Here is an 18878-nt window from a genome sequence, read left to right on the forward strand (position 1 = left end):
CCTGCCGCTCTCTTTTGATCTAGTCAGGATTGACAGCCTTGGTCAGGCCAGAAGAAAGGGGATGAAGCTTCTTCCGAGCGCGAGGGGGTGACACCCTCAACCGTGAAGTCGATGCACTGCTGGATAATTGATGGGCATGTGGACCCCATTCTGGGATAGGTGCTGGTTGTGCATCCCGATTGACAGGCGTTGAAGGAACTGGAGTTAACGATGATCGGGAAGGTTTTACAGGTCGTTGGGAACCCGATTCAGTCAATGTGATCAACAAGGCGATTGCGCTAATAAATACGGGGCGCAAAGTGAAAACTGAAAAGCGCCCTCCGAGCAATAGGGCAATGCCAACAACAAGTGCCAGCTCGTAAGGGTGTGGAGAGGATCGCATTGATCGTCATCCAATTCGGTAGTACTAAAGCTTTTAACGCATTGACCTTCTTGTAGCAAGGATTGCATCGATCTTCGAAAGCCCTGATCCAGCAGTTGAGCTGCCCATCGCTAGAGAACAATGCAAAGGGCGAATGGTCCGCTGGTTAATTGATCAAACCCAGCAAGACGTCTTGTCAACAAGCAAAAAAGTGCTCAGCTAGCGCGAAGATATTGGGCCTCATCAGGTGTGATCTCTTGGATTTATAGGCTGATCACTCTTGAAGCCAATTGCCTGTGCCAACCAAGCGTCATCTCTCTAAATCGAGTTGAGAGCTCTCTCTCCCCTGGCTGAAATAGATCCGATAGTGATTGCCCAAGTGCAGCAGGTTCACCCTCACTTCAAGGTACTGTCAAGCTCTATTCGCAGGCTTGCGTTGAAGTTCTGAGGGCCGAATCAACTCCGAACTCTCAGACTCACTGATCACTGGAGTAAGGCCCAAAATGAGTTGCACAGCTTGCACCGCAGTGAGCCCCTAGGTTGATCGCCTGTTCAACAGTCCAGCCAGCAGCCAAACCGGCAGTTACCCCAGCGGCAAAGCTATCTCCACAGCCATAGGAATCCACAACTGGAGACTTCAGTGAAACAGCCTGATAGCGTCCGCCAGGCCATAGCTGACCTCCTAAAGCTCCTTCGGTTGCAATTCTCAGCCGGGGAGTTGGAAAGAGGGCTGTATCTGGAACGTGTTCGCCTGGATCAAGACCACTACCAATTAGCGCATCAAGCTGAATATTCGCCTGCTCAAGTGTCTCTAGACGAACGCGAGGAGTAGCTGCCATCACAGCAGCACGACGACAATGATGCAAGGCGGGTGCATCTGCAGCAGTCACAAAAACACCGTCGTAACCAGCAAGGGATTCCCAGGCCAGCGCATCCTTTGCTCTGGGCTGTAAACGATCGCCAATCACTGTAATTGCCCGTTCCCCATGAGAATCAACCAGGCTGATCGCCCGACGAGTGGGTTGATCACGCCAAGCCACAGTCAGGCTTAAGCCAAGCTGCTGCAGTCTTTGAAAACTCTGTTCACCGTATGAATCTCGACCTAGCGCTGTTATGAATTGAACGGGTTGTTTAACGAGCCGAGCCAATTGCACTGCGACGACAGCTCCACCGCCAGCGGGTTCTTCAAAATAATGATCGGTATGGCCGATTACCCCAGGCTGGGGTAGTTGATCTATAGACAGGAATGTGACCCATTCAACGTGGCCCACAACTGCCAACTTCAGGTTGGGAAGATCAGGCAGGTCCTGGGGTTCCAAGGGATTCATGGTGATTGATCCACTCAATAGAAAAGGATGAATCAGTAGGGCATGGTCAGGTCGTTGGGGCTGTTGGCTATCGATTGGCAATAGGCCTGGGCTACTTGTTTAGAAAATGATCGTTGCAGGGCATGCAAAAAGCCTTGGCTGATTTCTGGCCTCACAAAACGGAGGGCTGGCGAATGGCATAACTCTTTGGTATCCCTGGGTAACTGCCAAAGCACAATGGCAACACTGTTACAGGCAACTGGGGTGGATCTAGAGCCATGCCTTTGCGAGCATTGCTGTCAGATTAGAAGTCAACAAAAGGAAGCCCAGAGAGTCTGGCAACTTCCGAAATTCCAAAGCGGTTGCTGGCAGCGTCTTGATCTGCATTGTTCCAGCAAGGTCGCATAACCGGAGAATGGCAACGAGATGATCGACAGAACCACACCCAGCCCTTGATGCGAGCTGGGTTGGCCTTTCTCCTGGTCATCTCAGCATGATGATTAGAACTGTTCACTGACGTTGATAGTTCGCATTCACGTTCTCAAAAGACAGCCCAAAAAGCCGTTCGCAAATGATCGTTATAGACAAGAGCTTGCTTAATGGAATGAGTAAGCCAACCAGTCTGCTCGAAGGGCCTTGTAGAAGACACGATAGGGATAAGGTCTGATTGTCACTTGATCAGCTTTATTGAAAACGGCTTGAGACCATTCAAGACCTGTGCTGTTCGCGATTGAGTTCGAGTAAGACCTGATCTTCAATAGCGTTTCTAAGCCATGAGGCAATAGAACGACGCTCATTCCTTGCCAAGCGTTCCACCTCTGCTGCAAGCGAAAGCGGAAGGTTGACAGCCAGTCGCCTGGTGATGGTGAGATTGACAGGCATTGCCCTGAAGCTTTATCAGCCATGAGATATTAGCCATAAGGGATCCAGAGTGAAGCGTAGGGATATCCCCACACACCAGGGGTTGCACTTTGCATCCCAAAGGGTCGATGATTCAGGGGCCGGCAAAGTCCGGCATCAAAACAACTCAATCGCAATGAGCAAATGAACAACACAATCAAGAGAACGTCAGCAACGCGTGAACTGACAAACATCCACACGATCAAGTTGGCAGTGCTCGATGCAATCGAATATGCCGAGCAGCGAGGTGATTTAAACCTAGCTCTCGCCTATGCCGCTCTCCTCAAGAAAGATCTCGACCCATTAATCAAAGAGAGGCTAGGACTATGAAACTCACAAATGTTGTAGCAAAACATGGATTCGTTCCATCTGCTCTTGCCCAAATCAACAATGCCAAGCTGTATGAGCGCAACAACTCAGACGGAGTTACAGAACTACTATGCGTTCAGAAAATAGGCAACGGCATGAGAGTTGACCGCATGCCATTACTGATAGCATCTGGTTTAATCATCCCTATTGGTGAAGCAGTCAAAGAGATCCTACCTACATCTGAACTACAGGGATTTCTCGAAGTAACACTTAAGCCTGCTGGGTTCCATTAAGCTGCTTTTCATTTAACAGCAAAGCCCTATTTATAAACTATGCAGGCACTACTTGGTAAGCGGTTGAGAATGGATAAGAGGTGAGTCTAGGAACAAGTAGGTATCAATAATTAGAAAGGGGAGTAAATGGTCTTTGATCCAATCATCAACAAATAGAATAAGAAACGTCAGGCATCTAATCAGCTCAATTGTTTTCTTGATCAAACCAAGGCCGACTATCAAAATCCTCAGAAGGATGCAAACAAGCCTCTTGCGTATTTTGGTCTATTTGTTGATTCACTATCTGATCATCAGGTGTTTTGGCTTCAAGTGTTGGTAGCTGTTGCCAGCCACTGTTCCACATAGAGGAGTCCTTCATCTCCTGCCAAGACACACGTAAACGTGCTTGCCCATCTAGCACAGAAACGAGATTTACCCATCGATCTGCTCCCTTACCACCATAGTTGATCGCAACAAAATGGCGAAAACCAAGCCTATAAGTTGTGCTTGTCCAAGCTTTGTTGGGTGGCCAGTTCATAGGTATAGTAAGGCGATGCAAAAATCGGAAAATACATTTTTACCAAGGATTCGGAGTCGATGGAAAATATCTATAGTTTTAGTAACGAAACAAAGACAGGAGATTCTGTTCTTTAGCCATGACAATCCTAGAGCTATCTTGAACAAAATCATGGGATTGTTTTGGGATTATGGTCTACCCAGCTGGGTAGTCTCGCGGCAATCACGCTCCTTTAAGCCATGGCTAGCTGCGAGGATCCTGCAGAGAACGGAAGCCTAGGGAATGAATGGCTTGCGTTAAGTGGTGTCAAAGATGACGACTATCAATTGCTTAGAGACCCTAAGCCTCTAAATTTAGATATGGCCAAACTCAAGACCGACAAGTCAGCACCTTGGCCCTTGTTGGTGATCAGCTTCTTCATCTCGTTATTTATCGGTAGCCAATTAGGGCTGGTTGGCCAGATGCTCCTATCTGAAATCAGTGGGCAAATGAATTCTAATGGAAGAAAAGATCAACACTATAGAATCAAGAAAGGACTGCCACAGTCACAAAAATCGAGCTGTATCCAACCAGCAGACGGCGGCCCAGCATTGAACGAAAACTTCGAGCCATGCACAAATTAGAGTGTGATTCCTTCTCCTTGAAAGAACATCCTTAAGATGGCCAACACAGCAAGGCTGCTAAGTAACAAACTAGCTGATTGGAATGAACAGAACACACATTCGTTACATATTCTTGGACAGGCAAAATAAATAACAAGAAGGATTGTCAGATTGGAATCAAATGGAAATTGATAATTAGCAGAATTTAGTCTGCAGTCTTAATGATAATCTCTACACGTCGATTGCGCTGTCGTCCTATTGGATCATCGCCTCCTTTTTCAGTTGTGTTAGAGACCACCGGCTTCAATTCCCCCAAGCCCTTGGTGACGAATTGAACACTGCTTAGGCCACCATCAGAGACAAACCAGTCTCGAACTGAAACTGCACGCTTCTCAGAAAGCGTTTGATTATATTCATTCGAACCCTTCGAGTCCGTATGTCCTTCAACGCGAACATCGCCCCTTGAAGTCTCACGGATGCGTTTGGCGACAGTCTCAAGAGAAGCAACAGCTGATGGCTTGAGGTTGGCTTTATCGAAATCAAAGAGAACATCAGCAGCAAGTTCAATGAGAACCTCATTTTCTTGTTTAGTAGTAATATTGAGATCATTAATCGAAGAGGTAAGATCCTTCATCGAATAGGCAAGACCCTGGATCTTATAATCAAGATCTAGAATTGATAACTTATGTTCAATCGGGCGTTGAATAAGGTCTATCTCCTTTGCTTCCTGATCAATAAGCTCAGGGCCACGATTATCTTGATTAGCCCTGAGACAATGCGGAAGAAGACAAGAAACTAAAAGAAGAGTATGGAATGCCCATTTTATCTTATTTGTATGTTGAAGGTTGTTTTTATTCATTGAGTCATTCTGTGATTTGTACATCCTCGATTGGAGGGATGCCAGGAAGGTATAAAGATATCGTTTCAATATCGTTTGGCGGAGCAGGGAACTTGGCCCACACATTAATAGTGGCACCAGGCTCTAAGGTATTTTCCCTACCTAACATTGATTGATTACTTGTTATTGGCTTGCCATCAGCCTTTACAACAAGATGCTTTTTCTGATTAACATTGTCGATGATATAAGCATCTGAAGCTGCCCTATAGTTACAGGGCCAACCATGACATCCCTTAGTAAGCTTCTTCTCCTCTGAAGAGTTATTAGTATATGTCCAATAGATATTTAATGTGTTTCCACTTGAGCGTTTGACTCTCATTAGCGCAACCTCAACACTATCAAGCTCATGCGGCTCAATAGCTATTGCATTTACATTTCTCTTGTGAGCTGTTCTCCTTACTGGGGTGCTTTCAGGTTTCGGCTGTTCTTTAGCTGTTTCAACCTCTGCTCTCTCCTCAGAACTCATATCTCTAGAGGATTTCTGAGGCTCACTGCTCCCTAAACATCCACTACAAAGGATCATGGCAAGGGATAAACTAGTTAAGGCAAGCGGGGCTGATTTTCGGTTGCTCATGAGCTTAGATTTTGATTTGACATTTGAACAATGGAATTAATTGAGAAATTTATTAGTATTCTTGACTTCCTTATAACTGACTAATGAAAAACAGGCAAGGTAATGTTAAGAAAATGAACCTTTCATCATCCATGCATTTCTCAGCAAACAAAAGATGGAGCAATTTTTGCGATGACTTGCTTCATTTAAAATGTTTAGAAAACAATGACATGGCTTCCTGATGACGGCCGTGCTTCGTTAGATATTTCACGCGTTTTAAAATCTGTGCCTTTTGTTGTTTTTTGGGAGTGTCGCTGTTCATTGGTCTGAAATAAGTTAGAAAGCATAAAGCTCTGAGTGTTGATAGTTTCTCCCAATAATGGCTGATAAGTAGTGATCAGAGACAAGATATGCTGTGACTCTGCTCACACAAATATTCGTCGATACAAAGGCTTCGAACCGTAAACGCAAGAGATTAACTTGGATTAGGTCAACACAGGCAATGGTGAATATTTTCAATGCGGCAGTAGTTGAATATGTTGAGATCATGTTTTGAATCGAGTTAATATTCCATACCTTATTATGGCAGACACTTTTTGCGAGAAGGATATTTTAACTAGACAGGTCTTGGATATATCTTGCCTGCAGAAATTAAGTAAAGAATGAGCTCGTGATACAAGGATTTTATTTCGACGTCTCTGGGGACTCGCCAGCTGGCCTGTCAAAGACAAACTTAAGAATTAGGATTGCCAGCCCTAGGATGAAGGTGATTACATTGAACAGGATTACTGGCATAGAATGTATTCCCCATCCATATATTTCCCATAGGATGATGCCGGCGATAAAAAGAATGAACATCACGTAAGAGATGTCTTTTGCTGATTTAGATCGCCAAACCTTTACTAATTGAGGAACAAAAGCAATTGTGGTTAGTGTTCCAGCTATTAATCCCAAAACATCCATAGAAGAGAGAGAGTCCATCAGGGCCTCCAGAGCCATAAGGATACTTTTTGGCTAAGCCTTACAGACTCTATTGCAGCGGCCTGGCGTCATCGCAACATCAAGACAACAATTGAGGACAGCATTCGCATAGCCGTTGCCTTGCCTGCCACGGGGAGTGAATGGCTTACGTTGCTACAAAGCCCTGGTTGTTTCCTTTCTCTGATATGAGTCGATCTGCTCTGCTCCGCTCTACGCAGCAATGCTTCTAGAACCAAACTACTGAGCCTCTGGGTTGACGATCCACAAGTGATGAGAACGGCTCCGTTGTTTGCCCGATTTTAGGAACACTATCGGCTGAGACAAGCAAAGGCGTTTACAGGTTATGCAATTTGGCAGTCAAACCAGAAATAGAATGAATTTGTCTAGCGATCTTCTCAGGGCTGGTCATGCAAGGTCTTGCTTCTATCTGCAGTGATTGAGCATCGTCTAACTCCAACCTATTGCTGAGCAGAGCTTTAACCAATCTCACTGGGCTCCAAAAACTCAACCAGGTAAAGCTGGGTTGACTGCAAGGGTAGACAGTTGTTCCAATGATCTTCACGAACACATTGATGCTTGTGGGATTTCTGTCTCATCTGGCCTCTAGCGCAAAACAGCATTGGGGTATGACTGGTCAAGATCATTGCAATACAAGAAGGCTGAGCTATCTAAGGGTTGGAAGGAAGAATTTGCCTGTGCCTTCCATACTGCTAAACAAGACGTTCAAGCAACGTCTCCCTTCAAAAATTCCACCAAGGGTTTTTTCTTGGTTGATTGTTTGCTGTAATTGGATGTTCTCAATTGATCTGATGACTACCGTTCGAGACCGAATCAATGCTCACCTCCCTATCGTTCTGGAGGTCCTGCGCACTGGATCCTTGGTTGTAATTGCTCTAAGCACGATCTGCGCTAGTCAGTCGCTTAAGCAAATGGCCGGTGGTCACGATGCCCCTTCTGAAGTCAGTGCGACCCATAAGGGGCATAACTGAAGCGAAAACTGAGTAGCTCTTTATCTACAGCGATAGAGCAAATATAAAAGTAATGCTCATTCGTCAACCTTCCATCTGAAGGTTACTTTTGCCCTAGCTATGGCCGATGCCAAACGTCATGAAAAGGCAATGAGCATCTATTAGCAGGGCAGTATGGGCATTCATTGATAATTCGATAATTTAGATTCTCTGGCTGTCTTCAAGCGACAAGAGACACCTTGCTTTGTTAAGGCTTCTCACCATCTGATGCCCCTATTTATAACATCCAGAGTCTAGAAATAGCTGCCTAATGAAAAATAATGTTAGCTTAAAAGCTAGAGCAAACACTTGACTCTTCCCATCGGTCTTTCGCCAGCTACCATCAATATTTTGAAGAATAACTTCTCCAACTCATCTGTTTCTCTAACGCCTAATCTGTTGCTTTGATCCTAGTGATCTTTAAGACAACAAAGCTAACTATGACATCTTTGATAGCCACGCCCTCTTAAGTAATGGTTAATGCTATGGCGAGCCTGAGTTGGTTGATAAAAAAAGGGAAGGATTCTATTTGTAGAGTTAAAGTTTTATTATTTAGCTAGTTACTGCAAGCCAAATTCCAATAACTGCCATAAAAGATGCAGCTATTCCTCCAAGCCTTAGTCTATCGCCTTCATAACGGCAAAGAAGCAAAGCCATTACAGGTGAGCTGCTCAGTAATGTCACCCCAATCCCTAACGGTAGCTTTTGCAGAGCTAGCTGTTGCAAAATAATCCCAAGGTTGGTTCCCAACAATGTTGCAAACAGAATCCTGGGCCAACGGATTTGCGACGGGCGTGGATAAGGAATTGGCCGAATGAATTTGCGTAGCCAAGGAATAATGAGCAATAATCCACCTAGTAAGCGAATAGCAGCACTTTGCAAAGGTGTGATCTGTCCTAAAAGGAGTACCTGTCGTGAAAGTGCGGCACCACTAACTCCGCAAATAACACCAGATAGAGCAAAGAGCATGCCTAATCGTTGAGACGAGAACTGTCGATTGAAACCCACTCCCTTTTCCGGCGGTTGCTGAAAGGCTGCAATGACGACTGATGTAGCAACAAGGATTGCTCCAAACCATGATTTCAAATTAATTATCTCAGCCAAAAATGTCATTCCGTAAAAGCTCGCCAAAAGAGGGCCTAGCGCTTCAATTGTCAATGTTCTTCGTGTTCCTAGTCGACGCAGTGCAGCGAAGTAGAAGCTATCTCCCAATGCAATGCCTAAAGCGCCACTGGCCATTAACAACATCAAGCCATTGGTCTGCTCAGACCATGGCAAGAATAGAAGTACAGGGCACAAAAATAATGTGGCAATGACGATCTTAAGACCATTTAATTGCCAGGCAGTTAAAGACGTTTTGATTGAGCGCCAAAGACTACTACTTAATGTCCAAGCAAGAGATCCACAAAGCGCTGCTAAAACACCAACAACCATTGAATGATTCAATCAGAATAGAGAAGGCAAATCACAACTTCTCTGTAAGCTAGATATTCCTATTTGGGCTAGGTGATGGCAACCCCCATGTTGGAATCGGTGGTGGTTCTGCACCAGCTGCCAATGATTGTTGCCAGCCTTCTAGCCAGGCTTCCATTTCTTTCGGAGTTAGCACTCGCTCCAAGCGGCGAATCAATTCTTGTGGAGGGTGTTGCATCAGTATGTTCCTGAATAGTGCTGGCCAAAGCTCAAATTTGTCTCTGCTCGACCAGTCTCCATCATTAGCTTCGGAAGTTTTATCCCAGCTAGATATAGCTCTACCAGCATCAGGTGATCATGATCATTGATGATCGGCTGAGTTTTAAGCCCTGACGGTCGAAAAAACGGCCTAGCGCATCTCCGCCGACTCTTGCTGAAGCGTCTGCACAAATTGAACCCATAGGGATTGCCACCGCCATTGTCTGAGCATCAAGGCAGAAAAATCACCCCGATCGGCTGAGTGACGCCCACGCCACAGACGAACTCAGAGTGATTCTCTACAAAAATGCCCAACCTATTGGTGGCAAAGGTTTTACTGATAAGCACTCCAGAGATTAGGATTCTTGCGTGGCGGGGCGTGGCGCAGCTTGGTAGCGCGGGTGCTTTGGGAGCACTAGGTCGCAGGTTCGAATCCTGTCGCCCCGACTTGAATCTCAGCGAATAGCAAAAGTGGTTGCGCCCTGTGTGCGCCCTGAGAGCTTTTGGTTTAGGCGGGCCAAAGCCAGCTGCGAGGCCTTTGCAAGGCTCAATTTTTGAGCGCGACAACCCCTCGTAGTTTGTAAATGGAGCCATCGAGCAGTTGCTTGCACAAGCCGCTCAAAGCCACCGCCAACGCAGCCAAAAGGGCCTCATGACACCGACCAACTTCGTAAATACGGAGCAAGCAGCAGAGCTGCTGCGCGTTTCTGGTAGCTGGTTACGTCAGCGCAAGGCCAAAAAGATTTTCAAGCCCGGCACCCACTACGTCTATTCGACTGGAAACATCCATGGCACCTTGCTGTGGGATGTGATCGCCTTGCAGGAGTGGCAACGCGATCAGACATGTCAACTGGAGGCAACGCCAGAGACCAATGCTTCTCGAATCGAGACCTACGGCTCTGGCAAGGATTGAGCCAATTCGTTCTTAGCCCCTTCCTATCTCAAGACTCCATGAGCAACACTTCCCCATCGAAGGCTTCCCCATTAGCTGAGTGGTTCATAAAGGCCTTTACGCCTGGGTGGGGCTATGTGATTGAGGTGAATGGAGTTAAGGCATTTCGTTCAGGTCATCCTTCAGCAAAGATGCTTTCTCATCACCTGGGATTGTCCACAGAAGAACCTTCTTACCTTGTAATTCGCCCTTCTAGGACTACCCAATGGATTGCATTTGACATTGATCAGGCACGTTCTCCATACCACCCTGATCGTGGAGATGACGCAATCAACACCCTGTTGGAGAGATGTGCACTGATGGGCTTGAGAGAGCCCCTTGTATTTCGCTCAAGTCACAGTGGAGGCATTCACCTCTGGTATCCATTAGCTCAACCGGTTAAAGCCTTTGATGCAGCACTCACTGTGAAACTATGCCTCGAGGCAGGCGCAATAGATGCAGGAGAACTGGGCGAGAGCATCGACTTCACTACTGATCAACAACTGAAAATATCTTCAGGCCTGTTGGAGGTCTTCCCTAACGTCAAGCAAGTAGATAGTGACTACACACCAATCCGGTTACCGTTCACAGGTCAAGGTAACGGTCTTTTGCTAGACGGATTCGGCCTAGTAGAGGAACCGGCTCTATTAGCTGATAGATGGAATGTCGCAGCAAAAAACAATGTTTTGGTTCAATCCATAAGGCTTAGAAAAAGAGAGTTAGGTTCCGGTCCCTACAACCTTGTTGATGATGACAATGAAGTCATCTGTATCAACTGGATCAAAGCTAGGAAACGAACAGTCGCGAATCAACAACTGGTCTACGCGGATAAAGGTGAGCAGCCCCTTAAGAGCCTTACTAAGCAAAGTGGTGAGCCAACAAGCTTGCAAGATGCCCATGACCTACTTGCTCGTGGATGGACTGGCAGCAACCAGACCCAACACCTCTGCCTATCAGCGCTAATGGTTGCGAGTCAACTATCAAACGACTCTGATGAAGTAGCCAATTATGTGAAGGAGCTACTGATTCACGCAAAAGGCTTCGCTGATCATTGCGATCACATCAGGCAAATCCAATCGGGAGAGTTGCCTGGTAGATCTGCGTGCCAAAAAGCAGCAAGATTCACTTCAAGCTATGAAGGCAGCTGGAAGGAGGTCGCTAACCAAGCCAAGGCAAAAGGTGCTACTGAGCGGGCCCTTGGAAGTATCGCAGCAGCCAGCAACGACGGAGTCATTTTTACGTCAATCAACAAAGCAATCATCTACTTGAGAGAACACTACGGAGCTCCATCAAAAGCTTGGTGGTTCAAAAGCCAGAACAATTTTCCCCTTGAGTCCTTGAAGGGATTTTTAGCTCCATAGTCAAAGTGGTTCTGACGCTCATGCAAGGGGCTTCTTGATGCTGAAGCCAACTTTTCGGCAATCTCTGTTTGATCGGTCAGGCCTTGATTCACATGGCCATCGGAGAGAAGTAAGACGCGGTTAAGAGCAGAGGGATTGAGATGTTCGGCGACCTGCATTGCACCAGCAAGCCAGCCATCAAAAAAAGCAGTCAAACCTCCACTTTCGATGGTGTTGATTGCAGCGATCAACGGGTGGGGATCGCGTACTGGTTGTGATGGGATAACGACTGTGATTTCATCGTCGAAACTGACGATCTCGAGACGAACGCGTGAAGTGAGTTCACTTGCCAGAAAACGTGCTGCCTTGCAGGCATAACTGAGCTTGCTGCCACTCATTAATGCAATGCAATCCTCCTTTTGAGACCGACTGAGTCAAAACCTTCAACGTTTCGGGGTTGCGTTCCGGCATTGGATGGCAACATCTGACGTCCAGTGAAGGCCTTTGGAAGCCTGAATTAGAACTTGACGTCACTAAGATGACTTTTGATCAACTCCCTGGCGAACCTGCAGAAGTCTTTGAACAATTACTTATCCATCGTGATCTTGGTCCAGGACGATTATTTCGTCAGACCGCAGAACTAGTTGGTTGTTCAGAGTCGACGTTGCGACGTCGTTCTGATGAATGGCAATGGAAGAAACGTTTGGATAGCTATGACACTGCGCTGCTTGATCAGATCAATTCAGATGGACACTCTCAAGCCTTGAAACGCCATGAGCAACAGCTTAAAGAGTTCAGGGATAAGCAACTCAACAGGGCCCAAAGAGTTGGTGAGTTGGCTGATGAACTCATGGCCTTACTGAAGCAGAGCCTTGAACAGCAAATGGATGAAGGTGTGATGTTACGTAGTAGGGAAATACCTTCTGTGTTATCAGCAGCTTGTAAATCCCTTGAGGGAGCGATGAACATCGAAGCAACGGCTCTAGGGGTGTCTGAGCTGCTCGATGACTTGAGCAAATGATGTAGGGATTGCATCATCCCCGGAATAGGGGGGCAACCTCTGGAGTCGTTGACATCTTGAAGAGGTCTCTGTCTTAACTGGAGTTCATCACCCGAACCCATCCTGCGATTCTCACCTTCTGCCTATAGGACCATCTAAGAGCGTTTCGGCGTGGTTGGCGATCATTGCTGAGTGGAACTCCTCCAAGACCCCCCACAAAAGCCAAGAAGTCTCTCCCTCCCTAGTCTGAAGGCATCGGAGTACGCCACCTCTCCTATGATTGTGAGGTGGCGTTTAATCTGTTTGGCCTAGTTTTTACATGCTTAATTACTCTTTTTCTTCTTAAAACGGGAAGCATTAAGAAAAGGCCCATAGCTATTTACGACATCACTAGCAATATCAATAGTTGTACCAACTAAGGCCGCCATACGTTCAGGGTCATTCATTCCACATACGAGCAGATTGAGGCAAATATCAAATTCGCGACTTTCTCGAAATTTCGGATGTTTTGACCAGATGGATTCAAATAGCTCAAAAGAAATACCAAGGGATTCCGCTGCTTTCCCTTTCGTTATAGATAACTCTGAATCGATCATGTCAAATACTTGTTGACGTAGTTCCTCAGATACCTGTGGAACTGGTTTAAAGTGGGCATCAAGTCGAATAGCAGCATCGAGAGAAACCTTGTAAAAAGTTTCTACATCAATCTGATTGTCTTCTTGATTCAAAAATGCTGAAGGCCAACAAAGCCCAGAAGCAAGAGTCTGCTCAAGAACTAGAATTTCCTTCTTGCTTAGAGAAGTCCATTCATCTCCGTAGGCGATACTGAGCTTATTCATCGTATCGCGAAAATAAGACTCGTTTTTGTTGATAATTTGATTATGAAGAGCCTTTACTGGATCATTGGGATCGCTTGGATCGAAAGGAAATAAACCCATTTGACTTGGAGTGCAAGTGACACCCATAAATTACGAGGGCTTGTTTGTACTACTTGTCTTTGTCTTGGGCGGGCCGCGGTAGTAGTTCTCTCTTGAACACAACTGGTAATTCTTCCTACTGACGTCTTGTTTCTGCTTGCTTAGACCTATATCAGGAGTCCGAGGACGTAGACACCCTAAAAACATGTCCTGGACTTGAGGGCATCCAACGCGGGTGCCCTTCTTCATGTCTTGCAGTTACTGCCAGAGGGGAGAGAAAGAACACCTGCCATAACCTGATCCGAGCAGCACCCAACAGATGTCACGCCGCAGAACTGCACTTGCTGCTGCTCTATCGCTGCTGCCACTGGGTCAACCGCTGCTACTGGGCACTCTTGGCATCACAACAGCAACCACAGCAGTAGTTCTTCAAGCACCACCAGCAGTTGCTCAAGATTCTTCTGCTGTGGCACGTATCGCCAAGGCAATCACTGTCCGCATAGAAGGTGCCACTCAAGGTTCAGGGGTGCTCGTCAAACGAGAAGGTGACCGCTACACAGTGCTCACGGCATGGCATGTGGTCAGTGGAAATAGACCAGGAGAGGAATTAGCGATCTTTACGCCTGATGGAAAGGAACACCAACTAGAGCAAGGAAGTATCCAAAGGTTGGGGCAGGTGGATATGGCCGTTTTGTCGTTCTCCAGTCCTGCGGCTTATGAGGTGGCGTCTATTGGGGACATCAAAAAGGTCAAATATGAAGATCCAATTTATGTTGCAGGGTTTCCGATAAACAATTCCCAGTCCTTGCGATACGAACCTGGGGAAGTGGTTGCTAATGCAGAAATAGGAATTGATCAGGGGTATCAACTGCTTTATGACAACAAAACAGAGAGTGGAATGAGTGGTGGTGTCCTTCTCAATGCTGATGGGAAATTAATTGGTCTTCATGGCAGGGGCGAAAGAGATGAACAGGCATCTAGTGGCAAGGAGTTGGTGATGAAGACAGGGGTCAATCAGGGTGTTCCGATTACTTATTACAAACTCTTTGATAGTGGTGCTCCTGTTGATATTAGCAAGACCACTGCAACAACTGCTGATGACTATTTGGCACAGGCAAGAGCATCAGCAGGGAAGAAGGGAAGAGAGCAGACTGTTATTCGTCTTGCTGAACAATCATTGAAGTTGAGAAAGACAAATGAAGGATACTTTCTTGTTGGCACTAATAAATTTAGTTCAGGAGATACTCAAGGCGCAATTTATAGCCTCAACAAGGCAATAGAGGTTAACCAGCAGGATGGAATTGCCTACTACAACCGTGGTGCTGTCAAGGCCAAACTAGAAGATTATCAAGGAGCAATTGCTGATTACAACAAGGCAATCGCAATTAATCCGCAGTTTGCCCTTGCCTACCACAACCGTGGTGTTTACAAGGATGAATTAGGAGATTATCAAGGAGCAATTGCTGACTACAACAAGGCGATAGAATCTGATCCTCAGTATGCATATGCCTACTACAACCGTGGTGCTGTCAAAGGTGAGAAGCTAGTAGATTATCAAGGAGCAATTGCTGATTACAACAAGGCAATCGCAATTAATCCGCAGTTTGCCTATGCCTACAACAACCGTGGTCGTGCCAAGAATAATTTGAAAGATCATCAAGGAGCAATTGCTGATTACAACAAGGCAATCGAAATTAATCCAAAGGGTGCCAATGCCTACAACAACCGTGGTGTTGCCAAGTTTATGACAGGAGATTATCAAGGAGCAATTGCTGATTACAACAAGGTAATAGAGATTGATCCGCAGTATGCCAGGATTTACGGAGCTCTTGCGGCTGCCAAAGCCATGTCAGGAGATGATCAAGGAGCATTTGTTGATTTAAATAAGGCAATTGAAATTGATCAAAGCCTTTTGCCTTCTGGGTATAGCTTGCTTGGCTCGCTAAAGTTTAAAAAAGGTGATCTAGAAGGTGCTTGTCCTCTCTACAAAAAAGGAGCATCTCTTGGTTCTCAATCAGCAGTAAAATGGTTAAACAGCACAGATGGTGCCTGGTGCCGCAAGGCAATAGAGATTGATCCGCAGAATGCCAAGACCTACAACAACCTTGCTATTGCCAAGCGTAAATTAGATGATTACCAAGGAGAAATTGCAGAATCTAACAAGGCAATCGCAATTAATCCGAAGCCTGCCGATGACCAAAGTTCTGCTCTCTATTACGGCAAAAGTGGTAATCAAAAATTTAGCTCAGGAGATTATCAAGGCGCAATTTCTGATTACAGCAAGGCAATTGCAGTTAATCCGAAGGATGCCAAGCCCTACTACAACCGTGGTAATGCCAAGGTTAAATCAGGAGATAATCAAGGAGCAATTGCTGATTACAACAAGGCAATAGCGATTGATCCTCAATTTGCCTCAGTCTACAGCAGCCGTGGTGCTGCCAAGGTTAAATCAGGAGATTATCAAGGGGCAATTGCTGATTGCAACAAGGCAATCGCAATTAATCCAAAGGATGCCAATGCCTACACAAACCGTGGTCTTGCCAAGAATAATTTAAAAGATTACCAAGGAGCAATTGCTGATTGCAACAAGGCAATCGAAATTAATCCAAAGGATGCCAATGCCTACAACAACCGTGGTATTGCCAAGAATAATTTAAAAGATTACCAAGGAGCAATTGCTGATTTCAACAAGGCAATCGAAATTGATCCGCAGGATGCCACTGTTTATCAAAATCGAGGTATTTCTAAAATCTTGTCAGGAGATAGAAAGGGTGCTTGTTCTGACTGGACAAAATCATTATCTCTTGGCAATAAAGTAACCGAAAGGATGTTTGCCGCAATGGATCTTTCATGGTGCCTCAAGATGCGATGAGTAGATAAAACAACAGCACCTAGAGACCAAATAAGACCCCCCACTTACCCTTAAAAGAAGCAGCACCCAACAGATGTCACGCAGAACCACTGCTCTTGCTGCTGCCCTTTCGCTGCTGCCTTTAGGACAACCGCTTCTACTGGGCACTCTTGGCATCACAACAGCAACCACAGCAGTTGTTCTTCAAGCACCAGCAGCTGTTGCTCAAGATGCTTCTGCAGTGGCACGTATCGCCAAGGCAATCACTGTTCGCATAGAAGGTGCCACGCAAGGTTCAGGGGTGTTGGTGAAACGAGAAGGCAATCGCTACACAGTGCTCACGGCATGGCATGTAGTGGAAGGAAATAGACCAGGGGAGGAACTAGCGATCTTTACGCCTGATGGGAAGGAGCACCAACTAGAGCAAGGAAGTATTGAGCGTCTTGGTGAGGTGGATATGGCAGTGCTCACCTTCTCTAGTGGTGGTGCTTATGAGGTGGCGTCTATTGGGGATATCAAAAAGGTCAAGCATGATCAACCCATTTATGTGGCAGGTTTTCCTTTAAACAACTCACAAACCCTTCGCTATGAACCTGGAGAGGTTGTTGCCAATGCAGAAGTCGGAATTGATCAGGGGTATCAACTGCTATATGACAACAAAACAGAGAGTGGGATGAGTGGCGGAGTGCTACTGAATGCTGATGGGCAATTAATTGGTCTTCACGGAAGAGGCGAGAGGAATGAACAATCATCTTCTGGAAAGGAGATCTCCATGAAAACGGGAGTTAATCAAGGTGTTCCGATTAGTTACTACGAACTCTTTGTTAGTGGTGCTCCCGTGGTCGTTAGCAAGAAAAATGCAACGACTGCTGATGATTATCTTGCAATGGCAAGAGCATCTGCACAAGAAAAGGGAAGGGAGCAGACTGTTATTCGTCTTGCTGAACAATCATTAAAGCTAAGAAAGACTGTAGAAGGATTCTTTCTTGTTGGCACTAATAAATATAATTTAGGAGATACTCAAGGAGCAATTGATGACTTCAACAAGGCAATAGAGATTAATCCGCAACATGCCGAACCCTACAACAACCGTGGGACTGCCAAGATTGATTTAGGAGATTATCAAGGAGCAGTTATTGATTACACCAAGGCAATAGCAATAAATCCGCAGAATGCCCTTCCCTACTACAACCGTGGGACTGCCAAGGACAAAGGATTAAGAGATTATTACGGAGCAATTGCTGATTTCAACAAGGCATTATCAATTAATCCGCAGTATGCCGATGCCTATAACAACCGTGGTGCTACCAAGAAGCAATTAGGAGATTTTCAAGGAGCAATTGCTGATTACAACAAGGCATTATCAATTAATCCGCAGTATGCCGGTGTCTACTACAACCGTGGTGATAGCAAGAGTGGTTCAGGAGATTATCAAGGAGCAATTGCTGATTACAGCAAGGCAATCGCAATTGATCCGCAGCATGCCCATGCCTACAATAATCGTGGTAATGCCAAGAGAAAGTTAGGCGATTTTCAAGGAGCAATTGCTGATTTCAACAAGGCAATAGCAATTGATCCACAGGATGCAGGTGCCTACAACAACCGCGGTCTTGCCAAGTCTGACTTAGTAGATTATCAAGGAGCAATTGCAGATTTCAACAAGGCAATCGCTATTAATCCGCAGGATGCCAATGCCTACTACAACCGGGGTCTTGCCAACGATAATTCAGGAGATCAGCAAGGAGCAATTGCTGATTACAACCAGGCAATCGCTATTAATCCGCAACTTGCCGAGGCATACACAAATCGTGGTATTGCCAAGGCTAATTCAGGAGATTACAAAGGAGCAATTGCTGATTTAAACAAAGCATTAGAGATTAATCCGCAGCATGCCTATGCCTACTTCAATCGTGGTCTTGCCAAAGATAGTTCAGGAGATCAGCAAGGAGCAATTGCTGATTACAACCAGGCAATCGCTATTAATCCGCAATTTGCCGAGGCATACACCAACCGTGGTGTTACCAAGGTTATTTTGGGAGATTATAAAGGAAGTTGTTTAGATTTCAGGAAGGGATCTTCATTAGGCAGTGAAAATGCGACCAAAGGACTGAACCAGTTTTGCCAATAAAGAATTGCCTGGTTCCGCAATATGTGATGAGCGCATTAAACAACAGCACCCACGCCTGAACTCATAAGAACACCTACCTATACTTCAAGCAGTAGCACCTATCAAATGTCATGCGCAGAACCGCACTTGCCGCCGCCCTATCTCTTCTGACGCTTGGGCAATCGCTGACAATAGTATCCACTACTGCTATAGCGACTGGTGCGGTGCTGCTTTCAACCCAGGCAGCACATGCTGAAAGTGCTGATGATTATGCAAAGGCAGGTCTTGAGAAACTTCAAAGTGATGACCCTAAAGGAGCAATTGTTGAATACAGCAAGGCAATAAAGATTAATC

At 45.8% G+C, this 18878-nt stretch carries 20 protein-coding genes, 1 tRNA gene and 1 pseudogene; 10 read left to right on the forward strand and 12 right to left on the reverse strand.

Going from position 1 to position 18878, the window contains the following annotated elements:
* Nucleotides 1–19: 19 nt before the first annotated feature.
* The 3 genes from EV12_RS13575 to EV12_RS14005 form a co-directional block, all read right to left on the reverse strand.
* Complete coding sequence (locus EV12_RS13575; protein ID WP_152562283.1) at nt 20–382, reverse strand: hypothetical protein; 363 nt, start codon at nt 380–382, stop codon at nt 20–22.
* A gap of 455 nt (nt 383–837) precedes the next feature.
* A complete protein-coding gene (locus EV12_RS03670; RefSeq protein WP_036912127.1) occupies nt 838–1689 on the reverse strand; it encodes a carbohydrate kinase family protein in 852 nt (283 codons plus the stop codon).
* Nucleotides 1690–2376: 687 nt separating this feature from the next.
* Nucleotides 2377–2550, reverse strand: coding sequence for a hypothetical protein (locus tag EV12_RS14005; protein WP_011825888.1), 174 nt, complete (start codon nt 2548–2550; stop codon nt 2377–2379).
* Nucleotides 2551–2712: 162 nt separating this feature from the next.
* Between EV12_RS14005 and EV12_RS03675 the strand changes: the two genes are divergently transcribed.
* Both EV12_RS03675 and EV12_RS03680 read left to right on the forward strand, forming a co-directional pair.
* Entirely contained in the window at nt 2713–2898 is a 186-nt protein-coding gene (locus EV12_RS03675; RefSeq protein WP_036912069.1) for a hypothetical protein, read from the forward strand.
* Nucleotides 2895–3170 (forward strand): hypothetical protein, encoded by a 276-nt coding sequence (locus tag EV12_RS03680; RefSeq protein ID WP_036912072.1) that lies wholly within the window; start codon nt 2895–2897, stop codon nt 3168–3170. Before EV12_RS03675 ends, EV12_RS03680 begins: the two co-directional genes overlap by 4 nt.
* 184 nt (nt 3171–3354) lie before the next feature.
* On the opposite strand, the gene EV12_RS03685 is transcribed toward EV12_RS03680, so the two are convergent.
* From EV12_RS03685 to EV12_RS03705, 4 genes are all read right to left on the reverse strand, one after another.
* Nucleotides 3355–3687: a TIGR02450 family Trp-rich protein gene (locus EV12_RS03685; protein WP_036912075.1), complete on the reverse strand. Its 333-nt coding sequence runs from the start codon at nt 3685–3687 to the stop codon at nt 3355–3357.
* 786 nt (nt 3688–4473) lie between these two features.
* A complete protein-coding gene (locus tag EV12_RS12875; RefSeq protein ID WP_052039430.1) occupies nt 4474–5127 on the reverse strand; it encodes an OmpA family protein in 654 nt (217 codons plus the stop codon).
* A gap of 4 nt (nt 5128–5131) precedes the next feature.
* The gene (locus EV12_RS13580; RefSeq protein WP_152562284.1) at nt 5132–5740 is read right to left on the reverse strand and encodes a hypothetical protein; all 609 of its coding nucleotides are present in this window, start codon (nt 5738–5740) and stop codon (nt 5132–5134) included.
* A 663-nt stretch (nt 5741–6403) separates the two neighbouring features.
* On the reverse strand, nt 6404–6718 hold the full coding sequence (locus EV12_RS03705) for a SemiSWEET family sugar transporter (RefSeq protein ID WP_081939844.1): 315 nt from the start codon (nt 6716–6718) through the stop codon (nt 6404–6406).
* 791 nt (nt 6719–7509) lie between these two features.
* Here EV12_RS03705 and EV12_RS03715 point away from each other — a divergent pair.
* Entirely contained in the window at nt 7510–7689 is a 180-nt protein-coding gene (locus tag EV12_RS03715) for a hypothetical protein (protein WP_036912139.1), read from the forward strand.
* Between the two features lie 570 nt (nt 7690–8259).
* Here the strand turns inward: EV12_RS03715 and EV12_RS03720 are convergent.
* The 3 genes from EV12_RS03720 to EV12_RS14785 form a co-directional block, all read right to left on the reverse strand.
* The gene (locus EV12_RS03720; RefSeq protein WP_036912084.1) at nt 8260–9141 is read right to left on the reverse strand and encodes a DMT family transporter; all 882 of its coding nucleotides are present in this window, start codon (nt 9139–9141) and stop codon (nt 8260–8262) included.
* Nucleotides 9142–9190: 49 nt separating this feature from the next.
* A complete protein-coding gene (locus EV12_RS14010) occupies nt 9191–9358 on the reverse strand; it encodes a hypothetical protein (protein ID WP_193742135.1) in 168 nt (55 codons plus the stop codon).
* A gap of 109 nt (nt 9359–9467) precedes the next feature.
* Nucleotides 9468–9599 carry a hypothetical protein gene (locus EV12_RS14785; protein ID WP_255327579.1) on the reverse strand — a complete coding sequence of 44 codons (132 nt, stop codon included), beginning with the start codon at nt 9597–9599 and terminating at the stop codon, nt 9468–9470.
* Nucleotides 9600–9751: 152 nt separating this feature from the next.
* Here EV12_RS14785 and EV12_RS03725 point away from each other — a divergent pair.
* From EV12_RS03725 to EV12_RS03735, 3 genes are all read left to right on the forward strand, one after another.
* Nucleotides 9752–9825 (forward strand) — tRNA-Pro (locus tag EV12_RS03725).
* A 205-nt stretch (nt 9826–10030) separates the two neighbouring features.
* Nucleotides 10031–10291, forward strand: coding sequence for a hypothetical protein (locus EV12_RS03730; protein WP_152562285.1), 261 nt, complete (start codon nt 10031–10033; stop codon nt 10289–10291).
* 38 nt (nt 10292–10329) lie between these two features.
* The gene (locus EV12_RS03735; protein WP_036912089.1) at nt 10330–11670 is read left to right on the forward strand and encodes a hypothetical protein; all 1341 of its coding nucleotides are present in this window, start codon (nt 10330–10332) and stop codon (nt 11668–11670) included.
* On the opposite strand, the gene EV12_RS13120 is transcribed toward EV12_RS03735, so the two are convergent.
* On the reverse strand, nt 11586–12047 hold the full coding sequence (locus EV12_RS13120; RefSeq protein ID WP_072014271.1) for a vWA domain-containing protein: 462 nt from the start codon (nt 12045–12047) through the stop codon (nt 11586–11588). The genes EV12_RS03735 and EV12_RS13120 overlap by 85 nt on opposite strands.
* Before the next feature lie 59 nt (nt 12048–12106).
* On the opposite strand from EV12_RS13120, the gene EV12_RS03740 reads away from it, so the two are divergent.
* Nucleotides 12107–12670 (forward strand): hypothetical protein, encoded by a 564-nt coding sequence (locus tag EV12_RS03740; protein WP_241466461.1) that lies wholly within the window; start codon nt 12107–12109, stop codon nt 12668–12670.
* Between the two features lie 302 nt (nt 12671–12972).
* On the opposite strand, the gene EV12_RS03745 is transcribed toward EV12_RS03740, so the two are convergent.
* Nucleotides 12973–13587: a hypothetical protein gene (locus tag EV12_RS03745; protein WP_036912092.1), complete on the reverse strand. Its 615-nt coding sequence runs from the start codon at nt 13585–13587 to the stop codon at nt 12973–12975.
* Nucleotides 13588–13885: 298 nt separating this feature from the next.
* On the opposite strand from EV12_RS03745, the gene EV12_RS03750 reads away from it, so the two are divergent.
* From EV12_RS03750 to EV12_RS13585, 3 genes and pseudogenes are all read left to right on the forward strand, one after another.
* Nucleotides 13886–16438 (forward strand): serine protease, encoded by a 2553-nt coding sequence (locus EV12_RS03750; protein WP_052043460.1) that lies wholly within the window; start codon nt 13886–13888, stop codon nt 16436–16438.
* Nucleotides 16439–16511: 73 nt separating this feature from the next.
* Nucleotides 16512–18545 carry a tetratricopeptide repeat protein gene (locus tag EV12_RS03755; protein ID WP_052039606.1) on the forward strand — a complete coding sequence of 678 codons (2034 nt, stop codon included), beginning with the start codon at nt 16512–16514 and terminating at the stop codon, nt 18543–18545.
* Between the two features lie 110 nt (nt 18546–18655).
* Nucleotides 18656–18878 (forward strand): annotated as a pseudogene (locus EV12_RS13585) (tetratricopeptide repeat protein); the annotation flags it as partial.

The sequence above is a fragment of the Prochlorococcus sp. MIT 0701 genome (genome assembly GCF_000760295.1).
Classification (GTDB): domain Bacteria; phylum Cyanobacteriota; class Cyanobacteriia; order PCC-6307; family Cyanobiaceae; genus Prochlorococcus.

Bases quoted from the DNA above. Each gene is read 5' to 3' on its own strand.
- EV12_RS13575 (WP_152562283.1), bottom strand. From the start codon at position 382: ATGCGATCCTCTCCACACCCTTACGAGCTGGCACTTGTTGTTGGCATT.
- EV12_RS03670 (WP_036912127.1), bottom strand. From the start codon at position 1,689: ATGAATCCCTTGGAACCCCAGGACCTGCCTGATCTTCCCAACCTGAAG.
- EV12_RS14005 (WP_011825888.1), bottom strand. From the start codon at position 2,550: ATGCCTGTCAATCTCACCATCACCAGGCGACTGGCTGTCAACCTTCCG.
- EV12_RS03675 (WP_036912069.1), top strand. From the start codon at position 2,713: ATGAACAACACAATCAAGAGAACGTCAGCAACGCGTGAACTGACAAAC.
- EV12_RS03680 (WP_036912072.1), top strand. From the start codon at position 2,895: ATGAAACTCACAAATGTTGTAGCAAAACATGGATTCGTTCCATCTGCT.
- EV12_RS03685 (WP_036912075.1), bottom strand. From the start codon at position 3,687: ATGAACTGGCCACCCAACAAAGCTTGGACAAGCACAACTTATAGGCTT.
- EV12_RS12875 (WP_052039430.1), bottom strand. From the start codon at position 5,127: ATGAATAAAAACAACCTTCAACATACAAATAAGATAAAATGGGCATTC.
- EV12_RS13580 (WP_152562284.1), bottom strand. From the start codon at position 5,740: ATGAGCAACCGAAAATCAGCCCCGCTTGCCTTAACTAGTTTATCCCTT.
- EV12_RS03705 (WP_081939844.1), bottom strand. From the start codon at position 6,718: ATGGCTCTGGAGGCCCTGATGGACTCTCTCTCTTCTATGGATGTTTTG.
- EV12_RS03715 (WP_036912139.1), top strand. From the start codon at position 7,510: ATGACTACCGTTCGAGACCGAATCAATGCTCACCTCCCTATCGTTCTG.
- EV12_RS03720 (WP_036912084.1), bottom strand. From the start codon at position 9,141: ATGGTTGTTGGTGTTTTAGCAGCGCTTTGTGGATCTCTTGCTTGGACA.
- EV12_RS14010 (WP_193742135.1), bottom strand. From the start codon at position 9,358: ATGCAACACCCTCCACAAGAATTGATTCGCCGCTTGGAGCGAGTGCTA.
- EV12_RS14785 (WP_255327579.1), bottom strand. From the start codon at position 9,599: ATGGCGGTGGCAATCCCTATGGGTTCAATTTGTGCAGACGCTTCAGCA.
- EV12_RS03730 (WP_152562285.1), top strand. From the start codon at position 10,031: ATGACACCGACCAACTTCGTAAATACGGAGCAAGCAGCAGAGCTGCTG.
- EV12_RS03735 (WP_036912089.1), top strand. From the start codon at position 10,330: ATGAGCAACACTTCCCCATCGAAGGCTTCCCCATTAGCTGAGTGGTTC.
- EV12_RS13120 (WP_072014271.1), bottom strand. From the start codon at position 12,047: ATGAGTGGCAGCAAGCTCAGTTATGCCTGCAAGGCAGCACGTTTTCTG.
- EV12_RS03745 (WP_036912092.1), bottom strand. From the start codon at position 13,587: ATGGGTTTATTTCCTTTCGATCCAAGCGATCCCAATGATCCAGTAAAG.
- EV12_RS03750 (WP_052043460.1), top strand. From the start codon at position 13,886: ATGTCACGCCGCAGAACTGCACTTGCTGCTGCTCTATCGCTGCTGCCA.
- EV12_RS03755 (WP_052039606.1), top strand. From the start codon at position 16,512: ATGTCACGCAGAACCACTGCTCTTGCTGCTGCCCTTTCGCTGCTGCCT.